The organism is uncultured Muribaculum sp. (assembly GCF_910583865.1).
In the GTDB taxonomy this organism is placed as follows: domain Bacteria; phylum Bacteroidota; class Bacteroidia; order Bacteroidales; family Muribaculaceae; genus Muribaculum.
Window position 1 is genome coordinate 13612 of record NZ_CAJTYX010000001.1, and the last position, 16321, is coordinate 29932.

A 16321-nucleotide genomic window follows, 5' to 3' on the forward strand; every position below is an offset into this window, starting at 1 on the left:
ATGTTACCCACAAACCGAGGCTTCTGGCTCACATTTTTCCTGTCGATCATCACGTTAGGGTTCTACCAGTGGTATCTGATTTATGCTTTTGCCAAAGAGACCAACACGGCATGCCGTGCCGATGGGCAGAACACGACCGGACTGGCACTGTACATAATCCTGTCGATAATCACGCTTGGCATCTACTCCATCGTGTGGTACTGCAAATGGATATCCCGCTGCAACACCTATCTTGCCGTCAACGGACAACCCCAGGGCCTACAGGTCACAACCTACATCCTCTCGATATTCTTCGGATGGCTGACCCTCGGTATATTCAATCTCGTGGTATTCTGCAAGATGCTCTATCTACAGAATGCAGTAAACGCCACCTACAACAGCCTCAACGGCTTTATCCCAGCAGCACCCGCAGGCTTCGCTCCCGCTGCCGTCTGATTACTTACGCACATCCTCTTCCGCCCGACGAAGCTTATCGGGCGTGCCGATATCGTGCCAGCTCGTATCTTCGGGCTGGCACCATCCTTTTATAGCCATACGCCGACATGCATCGATATAGTAGCCGGTAATGGAAAACACCGTCTTACCTTTGTTCCTGCCATAGCGGCACAAATCGTCGAGCAACGAGGTGGAAATCACATGCACACCACCGAAAGCCAGCTGAACCAGCCCCGACGCATCAGTTCCCTCCGGACGTACCGAACCGTCGCGCACGTCGGTCCATCCCTGCATGCGCATATCCTCGTCGAACAGCAGATACCGCGACGTGACACGATGTGCTACCATAAGTGTAGCGTCGGCTTCAGAAGCGGAATGGCATCGCTCCATTTCCCGGAAATCCACGTCGGTATATATGTCGGCATTGTGCAGCAATATCGGCTCGTTGCCACGAAGCATGTGCGCAGCAGCAGCCAAACCTCCTCCTGTGTCGAGCAGCATCCCGCTCTCGTCGCTCACACGTATGTCCATTCCGAAGCAGCCGTGCTCGCGCAGGAATGCCTTGACCTTTTCAGCGAAATGATGCACGTTGACCACCACCTCTTCTATGCCGCAATCCTTCATGCGCAGCAGCACCCGTTCAAGCATAGGTATCCCTCCAAGTTCCACGAGAGCCTTGGGTCGATCGTCAGTCAGTGGACGCAGGCGTGTGCCAAGCCCCGCCGCAAACACCATTCCTTTCATCGGCGCGCATTGTAAATGGTGGATATACCCTGTTCGCGGTGGCACAGCACCACCCTCACGCCATATTTGTCGTTGATATGACGTGCCATGTGCTCGGCGGCATACACTGATCGGTGCTGTCCCCCGGTGCATCCGAAGCTCACCATCAACTGAGAAAATCCGCGCTCGATATAGCGCTCGACTGCCATGTCGACAAGCGCATAAGCATGATCGAGATAGCGCCCTACCTCACCGTCGCTTTCAAGGAAGTCGATCACGGCCTGATCACGGCCCGTGAGAGCGAGATACTGGGGATAACGCCCCGGATTGCTCAATGCGCGACAGTCAAACACGAATCCACCGCCATTAGGAGTAGTATCCTCGGGGATGCCCGATTTGCGATATCCGAAACTGTTGACCCTTACGGTCATGTCGGTTCCCGCGCCTTTGTCGGCGTTCCATCGCGGCAGCCGGGTCAGGCGCCGCAACGTCTCCATAAGGTAGTCCATTCCCTCGGGAGCGTCGTCGAGCAGACGGCGCAGATTGTCCATGGCCGCCGGTATGCTCTGAAGGAAATGGGCCTTGCGCTGCACAAGTCCGCGAAGCCCGTAGGCGCCGAGCACCTGAAGTGTACGCAGAAGCACAAACAGTTTAAGCTCTTTCCGGAACACATCGCCGTTTATACTTACATACGGCTGCGCGGCCTTTATGTATTCATCGATAAGTTCCTCGCGAAGCTCATCAGGATACCGAGCCTGCGCCTGCCAAAGAAACGAAACCACATCGTAATGGTAAGGGCCACGCCTGCCACCTTGAAAGTCGATGAACCATGGAGAGCCGTCAGCACCGAGCATCACGTTACGCGACTGGAAGTCGCGGTACATAAATGTGGGCGTGTCATGCTCCAGCACCCTGTCGCAAAGTTCCATGAAATCCCTCTCCAGCAACGGTTCGGAGTGCTCCAGACCGGACGGTTTCAAAAAGCAGTATTTAAAATAGTTAAGATCCCACATAAGCGCACGGCGATCCATCGCGCCTACGGGAAAACATACGGCATCAAAATCAAGGCCCTCGGCACCACGCCATTGGATTGCCGGAAGCACACGGATGGTGCGCTTCAACACGGCGCGAACATCGTCGCTCCAAACACCCTGGGTACGTCCGGAGGCTATGAACGCGAAGAGCGACGTCGACCCAAGGTCATCCTGTATATAATTCATGCCGTCGTCGCTCACCCCCTTCACCTCCGGCACGGGCAGCCCCTTGTCGCGAAAATGCCGCGAAAGCCTGATGAACGCCTTGTTCTCTGCCGCATCTGTGCCGACTACGCCTATCATAGTCTCGGAGCCGCGAAGTCTATAGTACCGTCTGCCGGAACCTGCGCCGGGAAGAAGCACCATGCTCTCCGGAACCGTCCCCGTGACATTCTCATATAGGCGGCCAAGCATATTGTCGCCGGCCATCTTTGCATTTTCCTCAATCATCATTCAGAATCGCCCGATGAATTAACTATAGTCGAATTTTTCTCTATCGCAAAATCTAATGAGTCGGCTTGCTCGGATGCACGATGCTGAGCCGATCGGTAAGTATCACGCCTATAAGTATCAGCGAACATCCCATATACCCTACCCACGTGACATGTTCCCCAAGCAGAAGAGCTGAGGCCACAAGAGTGATGATAGGCTGTACATACAGGTAATTGTTGGATTTTACCGCACCTATGCCTTTGACGGCCCATGCCCATATCAAGAACGCAAGCATAGAACAGAATACTCCAAGGAACAGGAAATTAGCCCATACCGCCGTTTCGGCGAATACCTTGAAATCGCAATGCCCCGGCTCGGTAAAGAGGAATGGGAGTGCGGTGAGCAGACCGTAGAAAAATGTCTTGCGTGTGATGAACAGAACCGTATAAAACGCACTGAGCTTACGCAATACCAACGAATATACCGCCCAACACACAGCCGCCGACAAAGCGAGAAGATCGCCGAGAGGCTTTACAGCCAACACAAACGAGCTGTTGAATATCACCAGACCGACTCCAAGGAAAGCCACGAGAGAACCGGCTATCATCCCCTTTGTCGGACGCTCGGCCTTATAGAGGGCACCAACAAGCAACGTGGTTATCAACGGCGCAAGAGTCACTATCAGCGACACGTTCGACACCAGCGTATGCTCCAAAGCCGTATTCTCGGCGATGAAATATAAAGAACCGCCACACATGCCGCACGCAATGAAAAGCAGCTCGTCGCGTACTGAATTTGACACCAGACGTTTGTGGCATACCGACAATATCATAACATATGCGAGCAATGTGCGGTACACATACACTTCCGTCGGCTGAAGCCCGTGATCGAGAAGTACTTTCGTGGATACAAACGACACACCCCACGCAGCTACCGTGAGCAATGCTCCCACATTATACAATATAATTGACATCTGTGGTCGATGTGAAACGCCGGTCTGTGAAACCATATATACTCTCTTTTGACTGTTTCTTTACGTGCATTAAAATTGCAAAACGCTTCCCGCTTGCAATTTTTATGCAAATTTACGGATAAATCACGGGATTTCTAAGAGCCTGTTCAAATTTATATGATACGGTTCTCTCATGAAAAGACCGTGCTCTCTGAGTGATCTGACACACTCGGAAAACACGGTCTCCATGATACCTAAATAAATTGTATTCCAATAATCAATGGAATGTCAAAACCATAATATTTACTTACGGTTCTGAAGCTATTGCCGGTTATGGATAGAGGATTATTCTTCTGAAAGCTTGATATGCTTTAGGACGAGGACAGTCTTGCCGTCCTTGTCGGTCATTACAACGTTGCCGTTCTTTCCGGGACGGGCATGCTCGACGCTTTCGAGAGCCACAAGGAGGGCGGTCTCGGTGGCCATGCTCTCACGGTCGCACATCATGCGGGTGGTGGCAATGTCGAGAAATTGCACACTATTGTTCTTGTCGGGATCGATAAGAAGGGATCCGTTCATTAGATTGCAACCGCTGTTGCCATGCAGTTTCTGCTCCGGCACATCAATCACCATCCTCACTTCCTCATTGTGATTGGCTTTTCCGTTGATCTCGACCGGCGTCCATGCCCCGTTGAGAAATTCCATGTTGTGGCGGCGCAACACCATTATTGTCGATTTCGACGAGTCAAGCAGGTCAAGATAAAGTTCATGTCCTTTCTTTGACACGGTGAAATAACGTGCATTGTCGAGAGCCTGGTTGATGGCACTCTCAAAAGGAGCGTCAGCACATGCCATCATCGTGGAAATCACGTTGGAGATACCCAGCGACTGCCCTGCGCCTGTGGTAAAGTCGCCGTTGATTGTATTGCAGCCGTTGTTTCCATAGATACGTCCCTCGGCAATCGAGAAATTCAAGTAAGGACGCGCCTCGCCGGTTACTTTCTTGCCTCCTACCGTCCATACGAGCCATTCGCCGTCAAGCTGAGAAGCATCAGTCGGCTTCATCGGTGTGGCAGTCTGTGTCACTTGTTCTTTAGGCACTGTAATAGTCTTTTTATTGCTTTTGAAAACTCCGCATGAGGAGAGGAGCAGGGTAGAAACGATTATTGTAAGAATTTTACGGTTCATAGTCGTGTAATTTTAATCAGTTCGTTCTATATAAATAAGACACAAATAAACGGATAAAGTTTAAGAGATTATTAAAAAGCAACCTCTAAAATCTTCTCTCAGAGAGTAATCGAGAGGCCGTCGTAAGCAAGGCGGACGCCCGGAGGAAGTGTCGGCTCTACATCGGCATGACGCCCAAGACCGTCGGCGATATGGGTAAACCATGTGACACGCGGCTTCACACACCGGACTACTTCAAGCGCCTCCTCGACCGAAAGATGGCTATGATGCGGGAGGTAGCGCAATGCATTCAGCACAAGAGTATCCACACCCTCCAGAAGGCGAAATGTGGATTCCGGCACTGTCTTGGCATCGGTAATGTAGGCCAACGGCCCTACCCTGAAACCGACAATAGGAAGCTTGTCGTGCATGACAGGCAGCGGCGTGACCTCCACACCCTCTATCATGAAAGGCTTGGATGGATCAATCTCATGTATGGCAAAAGTCGGCACGCCCGGATAAGGATGCTCCAAAAAGCAGTAAGGGACTCGCGAACGGAGATCGTCAGCGACATCTGCGGTACAGTAGACCGGGAAATGCCCCTCGGGTAGGGAATGGCAATAAGGGCGCAGGTCGTCGATGCCGCCCACATGATCGTAGTGGCTATGTGTGAGCAAAGCGGCATGTAATGGCGGCGCACCCGCATCGATGATCTGGCGGCGGAAATCAGGCCCACAGTCGATGAGCAGATTGACAGAGCCTACCGACAGTATGGCCGATGAGCGCAGACGCTTGTCACGTGTGTCGGTCGACAAGCATGCGGGACATGTGCAGCCAATCGCCGGCACACCTGTCGACGTGCCGGTGCCGAGGAAACGCAATGTCAAAGAAGGCATAGTCATATAAAAATCACTTCAGGATGAAGTTCCAGACCGAAAACACGCATGACTTCCTCCTGCACCTTCCTGCTGAGAGCCACGACATCCGCGCCGACAGCCGATCCGGTGTTGACAATGACAAGGCACTGACGCTGATAGACCCTCGCACCTCCTACCCTCGCACCTTTCATTCCCGCGTGCTCTATGAGCCATCCTGCGGGGATCTTCACATCACCGTCGGAGAGGATATAATAAGGCATGTCGGGATATTCACCAAGGAGCGAATGGAATTTAGCTTTATCCACTACCGGATTCTTGAAGAATGACCCGGCGTTGCCCTCCACGTCGGGATCGGGGAGCTTGGCACGGCGAATGTCGATGACGCGCCGACGCACGTCGGCAGGTGACAGTGCCGGATTACCGGAGAGTTCCCGAAGCGGCCCGTAGTCGAGATGAAAATCATTGAGCGTGGAGAGGCGCACGGTGACGGCAGTGACCACGTAGCGTCCGGCAACCTCCGGCTGCTTGAAAAGGCTCTGCCGGTAGCCGTAGGCCAGTCGTTCGCGAGGAAGCTCTACGACCTCCGCACTGAAAGTGTCATAGACCTCCACCGAATGCAGCCGGTCGGCAAGTTCGACCCCGTAGGCCCCGATGTTCTGCACTGCGGCAGCCCCTACCGAACCCGGGATGAGCGAAAGATTCTCTATGCCCGCATATCCCGCACGGCATGCCGTCTCCACAAATGAATCCCACCTCTCTCCGGCAGCGGCAACAGCATAAACGACAGTATCGTTTTGTGGATCGGGATGGAAGTTTATACCTCTGATGTCGGAATGGAGCACTACACCCGGATAGTCGCGGGTAAAGAGGAGATTGCTCCCTCCGCCCATGTGCATCACGGGTAGAGAACGTAACTCCGGCATGTCAAGCAACCGCTTAAGTTCATTGACAGACGAATATGAAGCATAGTAGCGCGCACGAGCCGGAATGTGGAACGTGGTGACGGATGCAAGATCGAAATTCTGTTGCAGATTCATAGAAAAAGTCAATTGACGGTGAATCTATTGACGGAATGATGAGAGAATCCCGTCGAAGAATATTAAGTAGACGCCGTTTTCGTAGATCCATCGCTCCCCGTAGGCACTCGTGCCCTGATAGCGGTCAATACGCGACGGCGACCCGAGCGCAAGACGGCATTCATCACGTGTCATCTCAAGAGCCACACGCCCGTGGACTATACGGTCCCAGTTGGCATCGGCAATCATAGGATAGCGCTGACGGGGATCGGTGAAACTGAAAAGCGAAGAGAAATTGCGTGCGGAATGCACCGCATCCCCAACCGACATGAACATCGAGGCAACGGCCGGACGTCCGTCGACATCGGCTGAGAAAACGACCTTGACAGGATATACCGCATTGCCCGGGACCACATCCTCGATCTTGACCGGGATATATTTCAATCCTGTAAAGGGGCTGCCCACTGAATCATACCACAGCGAGGTACGCACGTAGAGATCGCGCCCGACAAGCCGCGAGCGCACCGAATCGACCATGCTCGTCTCAATTGTGAAAGGGACCGGAACAGCCGGACGACTTTCCAGCTCGGACTGCGAGGCGCTTATGCGATATACGGCCTCGCCACCTTCAGGAAAAGCGAATATCAATTCGGTATCCTCACCACCGGTGACTGACGTGACGCCACGGCTGCCGAGATACCGCAACTCGGTGCCGACAGCGGCTTCCGGCGCCCCCGGCTCAAGAGCGAGGGAGATTTTCTGGTCGGTGACGTAAAAGCGCTTACCCGGCTGCCATGCCTTTATAGGCTGACGGGCCACATCGGCAAGGAAACGGTCCTCGTCGGTGGTCACGACATGACGGCGCGACACATCCTTATCGGTTATGCGCGGAGTGCTCTCGATACCGGTGAAGCATGAGGTGGCGACACCCGCGAGGAGAGTCGCCACTATGGTCAGAGGGGATAGGAGACGCATCGTCATTTCACAGCGGGAGTCTTGCCTAAATTCTTGAATATGAATGAATATATGTCGGTATATTCATCAATGACCTTCCCGACCGGCTTTCCGGCGCCATGACCTGCCTTGCTGTCGATGCGTATCAGCTTGGGAGCATCTCCCGTATCGGAAGCCTGTAGCCGCGCCGCATACTTGAACGAGTGGGCCGGCACCACGCGGTCGTCATGGTCGGCGGTAGTGACCATTATCGCAGGGTAAGGAGTGCCATTGTCACTTATGTTGTGAAGCGGCGAATAGCCGAGGAGATATGCGGCCATCTCGGGAGAATCGGCAGAAGTGCCGTAGTCCGGCGCCCAGTTCCATCCGATGGTGAACAGATGGTAGCGCATCATATCCATCACGCCGACACGCGGTATGGCCACCTTGAATAAGTCGGGACGCATGTTGACGGTGGCACCTACGAGCAGGCCACCGTTTGAGCCGCCTTCGATGGTGATGAGTTCGGGGTTGGTCCATCCCTGCGATATCATGTACTCCGCTGCTGCGATGAAGTCATTGAACACATTGAGCTTGTTGAGCTTTGTGCCGGCAAGGTGCCAGTCCTCGCCATATTCGCCTCCGCCACGAAGATTGGCCTGGGCGTAGATACCGCCGTTTTCAAGCCACAGAATACGCTGTGCGGAAAATGACGGATTGAGCGATATGTTGAAGCCACCGTAGCCGTAAAGATATACGGGGTTGGAACCGTCACGCTCAAGTCCCTTCTTGTAAGTAATGAACATGGGTATCCTGGTACCGTCGGCCGATGGGTAGAATACCTGCTCAGTAACATAGTCGGATGGATTGAAATCCGTTATGTCGGATGAGCGGTAGAGTACGGACTGGTCGGAATCGACATCGTAGCTATAAAGAGCCGAAGGATATGCAAACGAAGTGAACGCATAATAGACTTCCGGATGTTTGCGACTCGCCGAGAATCCTACAGAGCCAATCGAGGGCAGCTGAATCTCGCGAATCTCCTTCCCTGCAAGGGTATAAAGATAGGCATGATTGGAGGCATCGGTGTCGTAGGTGAGTATCATCTTGTCCTTGCCTGTGAAGTCAACGCCGGTCAGCACCCCTTTCTGTTGAGGCACGAGTTCTTTCCAATGATCCATACCGGGATTATCGAGGGTAGCCGTCATAAGGCGGTAGCGCGGAGCACCATAGTTGGTGTAGATATACATAACCCCGTCGATCACATCGAGCACGCTAACTTCGTAGTCCTGGGTGGGACTCATCACCTTCCATTCGGCAAGTTTATCCTTAAGGCTATGCACTTTCACGGAATTGCCGAGACCTTGTCCGGCCCCATAGACGAAAATCATCGACTCATCGTCGGGGATAGATGCCGAGAAGAATCTCAGCGGCTGGTCGGCTTCCTCATAGACGAGGGCGTCATCGCTCTGCGGAGTGCCGAGACGGTGGAAGTATATGCGGTGGTTCTCGTTGGCGTTGCTGAACTCCTTCCCTTTCTCGGGAGCCGGATAGGCGCTGTAATAGAACCCGTCGCCATGCCATGCTGCACCGGTGAACTTCGCCCACTCTATATGGTCGGGAAGGAGCTGCTTAGTAGCGGCATCCATTACATATATCTCAGTCCAGTCCGACCCACTGCGCGATATGGTGTAGGCGGCATAGCGTCCGTCGTTGGAAAAGTATACTCCGGTCAGTGCCACAGTGCCGTCATCACTCAAGGTGTTGGGGTCGAGGAACACTTCCGGTTCGGCATCGAGCGAACGGGTGCGATAGAGCACCGACTGGTTGCGCAGTCCGTCGTTCTCATAGAAATAGTACCATCCATGCTTCTTCGAAGGCAGACCATGCTTGCGGTAGTCGAAGAGCGAAGTCAGACGCTTGTGTATGTCCGCACGGAACGGGATTGAATCAAGATAGGCGCGTGTGACCGCATTCTCCTCCTCGACCCACCGGGCGGTTGTGGCGGCCGTGTCGTTTTCCAGAGGGCGGTAAGGGTCAGGAACGCTGGTACCGAAATAGTTGTCAACAGTGTTATCGGACGGAGCGACCGGATATTTCAACGACTGTGCGCTTGAAGCCATGATGCAAAAAGCTGTTGTTAGTGCTGATAAAGAAAATGATTTCATTGATTTATCTATTTATATGAGCGGGGACGCGGTGGCTTGCGTTGCATTTGTTATGCCGGAAGCATCCGGGATGCAACGCGGCGTCGCCGCGTCCCTACACCTGTAGGATATTGTACCGGCCCAACCGGTTGAAAACCGATTCAAATCAGTCCATCAACGGTTGATACCTTATTATTATCCGGAATAGAGTTATTATCCGGAATAGAGCCATTAAAGTCCGCGACCGTGGCAGTTCTTGTACTTCTTGCCGGAACCGCATGGGCATGGATCATTGCGACCCACCTTAGGTCCGTTATTGACCACTGGAGCCACAGGTTGCTGTGCGCCCTGACGTGCCGAGGCAGCCTGACGCTGTGCGGGATCACCGGGAAGCTCTCCACCGCGCCCCGTGCGGTAGCGGCTATAGTCGTTGCGCATCTCGGGAGCGGCCTGCTTCATCTCCGGCATCGGTCGACGCGGTGCCGCCGGCTGAGGAGCTGCAGCCTGACGACGCTCCGAACTGAGCTGCACGTCGGAAACGCGCTGTGCCGGCTGACGGGGCTGCTGCGGCTGTTGCTGCTGAACAGGAGCGGGAGCGGGCTCCTCGGGACGCTGCGGTATGAATATCTGGCCTCGCATCAGCGACGAAATCGCCTTGACGTTCATGGTGTTGATAGCGCTTTCGAACAGATGGAACGACTCTACCTTGTAGATTACCAGAGGGTCTTTCTGCTCGTAGGATGCATTCTGCACCGACTGGCGCAACTGGTCAAGCTCACGGAGATGCTCTTTCCACACTTCGTCGATGGTGAGGAGAAGGATTGCCTTCTGCCACTCCTTGGCAATGGACTTGCACTGGGTGTCGTAAGCGGTCTGCACGTCGGCAGGAATATTGAACACGCGACGCCCGTCGGTGATGGGAACGAGTATGCGTCCCTTTGCTCCGTGGGTTTCCACGGCATCCTTAATAACGGGCCACGTGATCTCGCAGATGCGGTCGGTGCGGCGCTGAAACGATTCCGTAACAGTGGTGAAAATCTTCTCCACGGCTTCTTCTTTAGAAAGTTTCTTGAACTCGGCCTCGTCGAAAGGAATCTCTACGGCAAACACCTTGAACAGTTCCATTTTAAGCTCACCATAGGCTTCGGGAGAATCGTAGTTGTTGACAAGATTCTCGACAGTATCGTAGAGCATGTTGTTTATGTCGATACCGATACGCTCTCCGAGCAGTGCGTGGTGGCGACGACCGTAGATATACTGGCGCTGCTTGTTCATCACGTCATCATACTCAAGAAGGCGCTTACGTATGCCGAAGTTGTTCTCCTCTACGCGCTTCTGTGCATTCTCGATGGCCTTGTTGACCATGGAGCTTTCAATCATCTCGCCCTCCTGGATGCCCATACGGTCGAGCATCTTGGTGACGCGGTCGGTGGCGAACAGACGCATGAGCTGATCCTCGAACGAGAGGTAGAACACCGACGAACCGGGGTCGCCCTGACGGCCCGAACGGCCACGCAGTTGACGGTCGACACGGCGCGACTCATGGCGCTCGGTACCTATGATGGCAAGACCGCCGACAGCCTTCCCCTTGGCGATGTCAGGATCTTTCATGTCCTTTACTTCCTGGGGGAGCTTTATATCGGTACCACGTCCGGCCATGTTGGTAGCGATAGTAACAGCGCCGGGCAGACCTGCGAGAGCCACGATGTCGGCCTCTTTCTGATGGAGCTTCGCGTTGAGCACCTGATGGTCGATGCGCTGAAGCTTCAGCATCTTTGAAAGAAGCTCGGAAATCTCGACCGAGGTGGTGCCGACGAGGACAGGGCGTCCGATGTTGTGCAGACGCACGATTTCGGCAATGACTGCATTGTACTTCTCGCGCTTGGTCTTGTAGACTCGGTCATTCATATCGATACGCGCGATGGGCTTGTTGGTCGGAATGGTGACCACATCGAGCTTATAAATGTCCCAGAATTCACCGGCCTCAGTCTCGGCAGTACCTGTCATGCCCGCGAGCTTGTGGTACATACGGAAATAGTTCTGTAGTGTGATTGTGGCGAATGTCTGCGTGGCGGCCTCGACTTTCACACCCTCCTTGGCCTCGATAGCCTGATGGAGGCCGTCGCTATAGCGTCGACCCTCCATGATACGTCCGGTCTGCTCATCGACAATCTTGATCTTGTTGTCGTCGATGACATATTCCACATCCTTCTCGAAGAGGGTGTAGGCCTTCAGAAGCTGATTTACCGTATGGACACGCTCGGCTTTCACGGCATAATTATCCATAAGCGCGTCTTTCTTCTCCTGACGGGCGGCAGGTTCGAGCGACTGGTCACCCTCGACCTCGGAGAGCTGTGCGGCAATGTCAGGAAGCACGAAGAACTGCGGATCCTGCGAACGTCCCGTAAGCTCGTCGATGCCCTTGTCGGTGAGATCGACCGAGCGGTTCTTCTCGTCGATGACGAAGTAAAGCGGCTCCACAGCCACAGGCATCTCGCGGCTGTTGTCCTGTAGATAGTATGCCTCAGTCTCAAGCAGGAGCGGCTTCATGCCCTCTTGTGAGAGGAACTTGATGAGCGGGGAATATTTCGGCAGGCCCTTGTAGGCGCGGAAGAGGGCGAGGGCGCCGGCCTTACGCACTTCCTTGTCAGCGCTGGGTATCTTTTCCTTGGCTTCCTGAAGCAGCTGCCCCACAAGTCGGCGCTGAGCGTTGTAGACATTCTCCACATTGTGCTTGAACTCGTTGAAGAGCTGGTCGTCGCCCTTGGGCACAGGTCCGGAGATGATAAGCGGCGTACGGGCATCGTCGATAAGCACGGAGTCGACCTCATCGACGATGGCGTAGTAGTGTTTGCGCTGCACGAGATCCTGCGGTGACATGGCCATGTTGTCACGCAGATAGTCAAAGCCGAACTCGTTGTTCGTGCCGAAAGTGATGTCGCATGCATATGCGCGGCGACGTGCCGGGGAGTTCGGCTCGTGCTTGTCGATACAATCGACGGTCTGGCCGTGGAACATGTAGAGCGGGCCCATCCACTCGGAGTCACGCTTCGAAAGGTAGTCGTTGACGGTGACTACATGCACGCCGCGTCCGGTGAGAGAGCGTAGGAACACCGGCAGAGTAGCCACAAGGGTCTTACCCTCGCCGGTAGCCATCTCAGCGATCTTTCCCTGATGCAGGACAATGCCGCCAATGAGCTGCACGTCATAGTGCACCATGTCCCATGTGACTTCGTTGCCACCGGCCACCCAATGATTCTTATAGATAGCCTTGTCACCCTCGATGGTGAGAAAATCGCGCCCCTGGCCTGCCAGTTCGCGGTCGGCATCGGTGGCGGTCACCTCGATAGTCTCGTTGGCGGCGAAACGTGCTGCGGTCTCGCGCATTGCAGCGAACACAGTGGGGAGCACGCGGTCGAGTTCCTTCTCATAGGTATCAAGGATATTCTTCTCGCGACGATCCACCTCGTCCCAGAGCGGCTGGCGCTCCTCGAAAGGGAGAGTCTCGATGCGCGACTTTATGTCGTCGATAGCTGTGGTATCGTCCTCGACGGCCTTGGCCAGTTCGGCCTTGATGTCGGTGATGGTCTGGCGGAGCTGGTCGTTGGTAAGCTCCTTCATGCTCGGACCGAGCGCATTGATTTCGTCGACAATAGGTTGAATCTCCTTGAGGTCGCGCTGCGACTTATTGCCGAAAATCTTATTGAGTACTGAAATGAATGACATTTAAGTTTAATTTATTTGCATTTTGGTTGTATAGCGGCAACGGTACGCGACCGCCATTGTTTAAGGTCGAGACAGAGAGGCTACTGCTTGCGCTTCAACGGGAGAGCCGGAAGCTCCACCGCATTGGGCGAACGTATTCGCAGCACCCTTGCCACCGTAGGCGCGATCGAACGCGCATCAACAGGGACGGAGATGCGCTCGGGAGCCAGCTCCGGCGACAGGATGAAAGCCGGTGCAGATATGAGTCCCGTGCGGACAGTGGTGCGCTGTTCTTTCTGTGTAGTAGGATTCACGCTCACTATCTCCCATCCGGGATTTACCTCCACGATTACATCACCGGCATAGTCGGCCACGACGTTACGGCGGAGCGCCTGCGCGTTGGTACCGGCCTTGCCGGCCACTACATCGTCGATGGTCCAGGCACCGCTAACGCCGCTCATGCGTATGAGGAACGAAGCAGCGTCCTCGCGCACCTTGCGCAGGTCGAGATCATGTTTTTTTATAAGTTCCTTGTTGAGAAACAAGTGTCCGTTGTGGTATCCGCTAACCCAATCGCCGTTGCCATGTTGCGCCATGAGATAGACGTTGAGCAGCGACATGGCCTTGCGTGCGGAGAATTCGCCGTTCGGTATGCCCCAGCGATCATCGTCACGCTTGTCGGATGGAGCCGCAGGCGTACCTGTGAGGAAGATAAATGTCTTATCAAGACCCACAGAACTGTCGATGGCCTTGAACAGGCGGGCAAGGTCGGCATCGAGGCGCAAGTAGGTGTCCATGGTCTCCAGACGATGGTCGGAGTCCTTGGCCTTTGCAAACGGGCCTACGGTGTACCCGAGATTGAGCATATCTATAGGGCCACGTGTACCGAGTTGCATTCCGCGTATATATTCGGCGGCGATGTCTGTCACCTCGGCATTGACGGGAGCCGCAGTCTTGAAATTGCGGAAACGGTCCACGTCGTTGTGCTGGAAGAGGTGGCGGAACGGATAGTACTTCTTATATGCCGGGAGATCGGGATATTGCTCCGGCTTCATCAGCGGTCGCCATGCGAGCGTATCGAGGCGTGCCGGGAGAGGCTTTGCGAAATTGCGCGCCTGGATGGGCTGCGGCACATCCTTATAATATGTGGTGGTAGCCCACCGGCCTGTCACGTCGTTGAGCCAGAAAGCACTGTTGCCGGCATGCCCGGCGAGGATGATAGCCTGTGCCGGCTGAGGGGCGACTGAGTAGACGCTCCCCACTCCACCTCCGTCGATGCGCACCTCGTCACCGAGAGTACTGACACGGATTGTCTTGGGGGAGTATGTCTCGTCGGTGTAATTTCCTATCTTTTCGGGATCAAGGACTATGGAATGCTCCCTGCGGCCTGCGGCGTCGTAGACATAGGTGGAAGGAACGCCGTTGACCGATGGCGAGGCGCCGCTGTAAATTATAGCGGTGGCGGCCGACGGATCGACATAAGTACCGAAGTCCACATTATCGAGCATCACACCGTCGCGCATCAGACGACGAAACCCGTCAGGTCCGAAGTAACCTTTAAGCAGGTCGATATAGTCCTCGCGCAATCCGTCGACCACGATTCCCACCACCAGACGCGGACGAGGCGACGGGGACTGGGCAGCCAGCGTGAGACTGACCATCGAGGCCACGAGCAATGTGGCAAGACGAGCGGTTATGCTTGTATCGATTTTTTTGCGCATGAGGCGTAGATATATATGTAGCGTGCTGAGAGAACCATGTCGGCGGCAATCAAAGGCCAAAAAGCGACATTGGCAACCTGGCCGGTAAGCGGCCACAGCATACATAACAAAAATAATGCCACAAAGTTAAGAATTTCATAGCAGAATAGCAACCGGGCATATTTTTTTATGAAGATACACGCAGGTACTATGAAACACAGAGGATTAAGCCATACAATCAGCCAGTTGGGCGATGTAGCCTCATGCGTAGATACTAATACAAGGAACGCGACAAGACATCCTGCCAGACCGGCCGCCGTCATATAGATAGCGTCGGCCCATCGTGACACATGCCTACGGCGCAGGTCGTACAAGGCGCATATGAGGACAGCTATTAGAATGTAGAATGATACAGCCAACGGCGTCAGAGGCCACGGTGTAGGTCCGAGAGGGCCTCCTCCGGAACGAACAGGGCCATACTCCACAAGTTCGTCCACCATTATACGCCTTTCTCCGGCAGAATCGGCGACAACGGCGCCGGAAAGCATAAGGCGGAGCATATCAGGAGCGAAAACCTTCTCATGATCCGAGAGCGGATAGTCGATGCCGCTGCCAAGGGCGAGGTCGATGCCGAACTGATACCAGGGGTAATTCCTGTGATAATGGCGCATTGCGTCGCGGAAAGTCCATCCGGCGGTGTATGGGGGCGCCTGCAATGAAAGAGTGTCACCCACCGCCGCCTCGACGATACGCAGAGGCCGCGTGGCGCAATTGTCTTTCACGTAATTGTAGCGATACACACGGTTCTCAGGGAGGAGGTTGCTCTGAAGCATTTCGAGCAATTTCGACGACTCGCCGGAGGTTAGCCTCAATGGATATTCCACCACCTCGCGGCCATCGCGACGGTAGCTTTCGAGGAAGTAGGCAAACGGATATGCCGCAACCATATAGTCGGTCTCCCCTTTCACGAAGCGATATATGAAGTTGGGCGAATCGAAGTCGAAGATTCCGTAGTTGACGGCCATGTCGCGCCCGTCGGGAAACACCACACGCAATGCTGCGTGCCCTTCCAACTCGTAGACAGCACTTCCGGGAGAACAGACAACGAGGCTTACGCGCACGGAGTCGGCAGAGGGCTGCGCGACAACAGACAAAGCTGCAACAACAATGGAAATTAATAATGTGATAATACCTTTCAT

At 54.4% G+C, this 16321-nt stretch carries 12 protein-coding genes; 1 reads left to right on the forward strand and 11 read right to left on the reverse strand.

Features of this window, described 5'->3' with window-relative positions; genetic code table 11:
• Positions 1-435 carry a DUF4234 domain-containing protein gene (locus QZ303_RS00045; RefSeq protein ID WP_295727601.1) on the forward strand — a complete coding sequence of 145 codons (435 nt, stop codon included), beginning with the start codon at positions 1-3 and terminating at the stop codon, positions 433-435.
• Here QZ303_RS00045 and QZ303_RS00050 read toward each other — a convergent pair whose 3' ends face one another.
• The 11 genes from QZ303_RS00050 to QZ303_RS00100 form a co-directional block, all read right to left on the reverse strand.
• Positions 436-1179, reverse strand: coding sequence for a nucleotidyltransferase family protein (locus QZ303_RS00050; protein ID WP_295727602.1), 744 nt, complete (start codon positions 1177-1179; stop codon positions 436-438).
• The gene (locus tag QZ303_RS00055) at positions 1176-2645 is read right to left on the reverse strand and encodes an RNase adapter RapZ (protein ID WP_295727603.1); all 1470 of its coding nucleotides are present in this window, start codon (positions 2643-2645) and stop codon (positions 1176-1178) included. The genes QZ303_RS00050 and QZ303_RS00055 overlap by 4 nt, the downstream gene beginning before the upstream one ends.
• 52 nt (positions 2646-2697) lie before the next feature.
• Positions 2698-3597: a DMT family transporter gene (locus QZ303_RS00060; RefSeq protein ID WP_295727604.1), complete on the reverse strand. Its 900-nt coding sequence runs from the start codon at positions 3595-3597 to the stop codon at positions 2698-2700.
• A gap of 324 nt (positions 3598-3921) precedes the next feature.
• On the reverse strand, positions 3922-4764 hold the full coding sequence (locus QZ303_RS00065; protein WP_295727606.1) for an META domain-containing protein: 843 nt from the start codon (positions 4762-4764) through the stop codon (positions 3922-3924).
• A gap of 98 nt (positions 4765-4862) precedes the next feature.
• Positions 4863-5630: an MBL fold metallo-hydrolase gene (locus QZ303_RS00070; RefSeq protein ID WP_295727786.1), complete on the reverse strand. Its 768-nt coding sequence runs from the start codon at positions 5628-5630 to the stop codon at positions 4863-4865.
• Between the two features lie 11 nt (positions 5631-5641).
• Positions 5642-6658 (reverse strand): UDP-N-acetylmuramate dehydrogenase, encoded by a 1017-nt coding sequence (murB, locus tag QZ303_RS00075; RefSeq protein ID WP_295727607.1) that lies wholly within the window; start codon positions 6656-6658, stop codon positions 5642-5644.
• A 24-nt stretch (positions 6659-6682) separates the two neighbouring features.
• Positions 6683-7618, reverse strand: a complete 936-nt coding sequence (locus QZ303_RS00080) for a hypothetical protein (RefSeq protein WP_295727609.1) — start codon at positions 7616-7618, stop codon at positions 6683-6685.
• Positions 7615-9693 carry a prolyl oligopeptidase family serine peptidase gene (locus tag QZ303_RS00085; protein ID WP_295727611.1) on the reverse strand — a complete coding sequence of 693 codons (2079 nt, stop codon included), beginning with the start codon at positions 9691-9693 and terminating at the stop codon, positions 7615-7617. Before QZ303_RS00085 ends, QZ303_RS00080 begins: the two co-directional genes overlap by 4 nt.
• 255 nt (positions 9694-9948) lie before the next feature.
• Complete coding sequence (gene secA / locus QZ303_RS00090) at positions 9949-13443, reverse strand: preprotein translocase subunit SecA (RefSeq protein ID WP_295727613.1); 3495 nt, start codon at positions 13441-13443, stop codon at positions 9949-9951.
• Between the two features lie 80 nt (positions 13444-13523).
• Positions 13524-15143: an alkaline phosphatase family protein gene (locus QZ303_RS00095; RefSeq protein WP_295727616.1), complete on the reverse strand. Its 1620-nt coding sequence runs from the start codon at positions 15141-15143 to the stop codon at positions 13524-13526.
• Entirely contained in the window at positions 15116-16321 is a 1206-nt protein-coding gene (locus QZ303_RS00100; RefSeq protein ID WP_295727617.1) for a DUF4105 domain-containing protein, read from the reverse strand. Before QZ303_RS00100 ends, QZ303_RS00095 begins: the two co-directional genes overlap by 28 nt.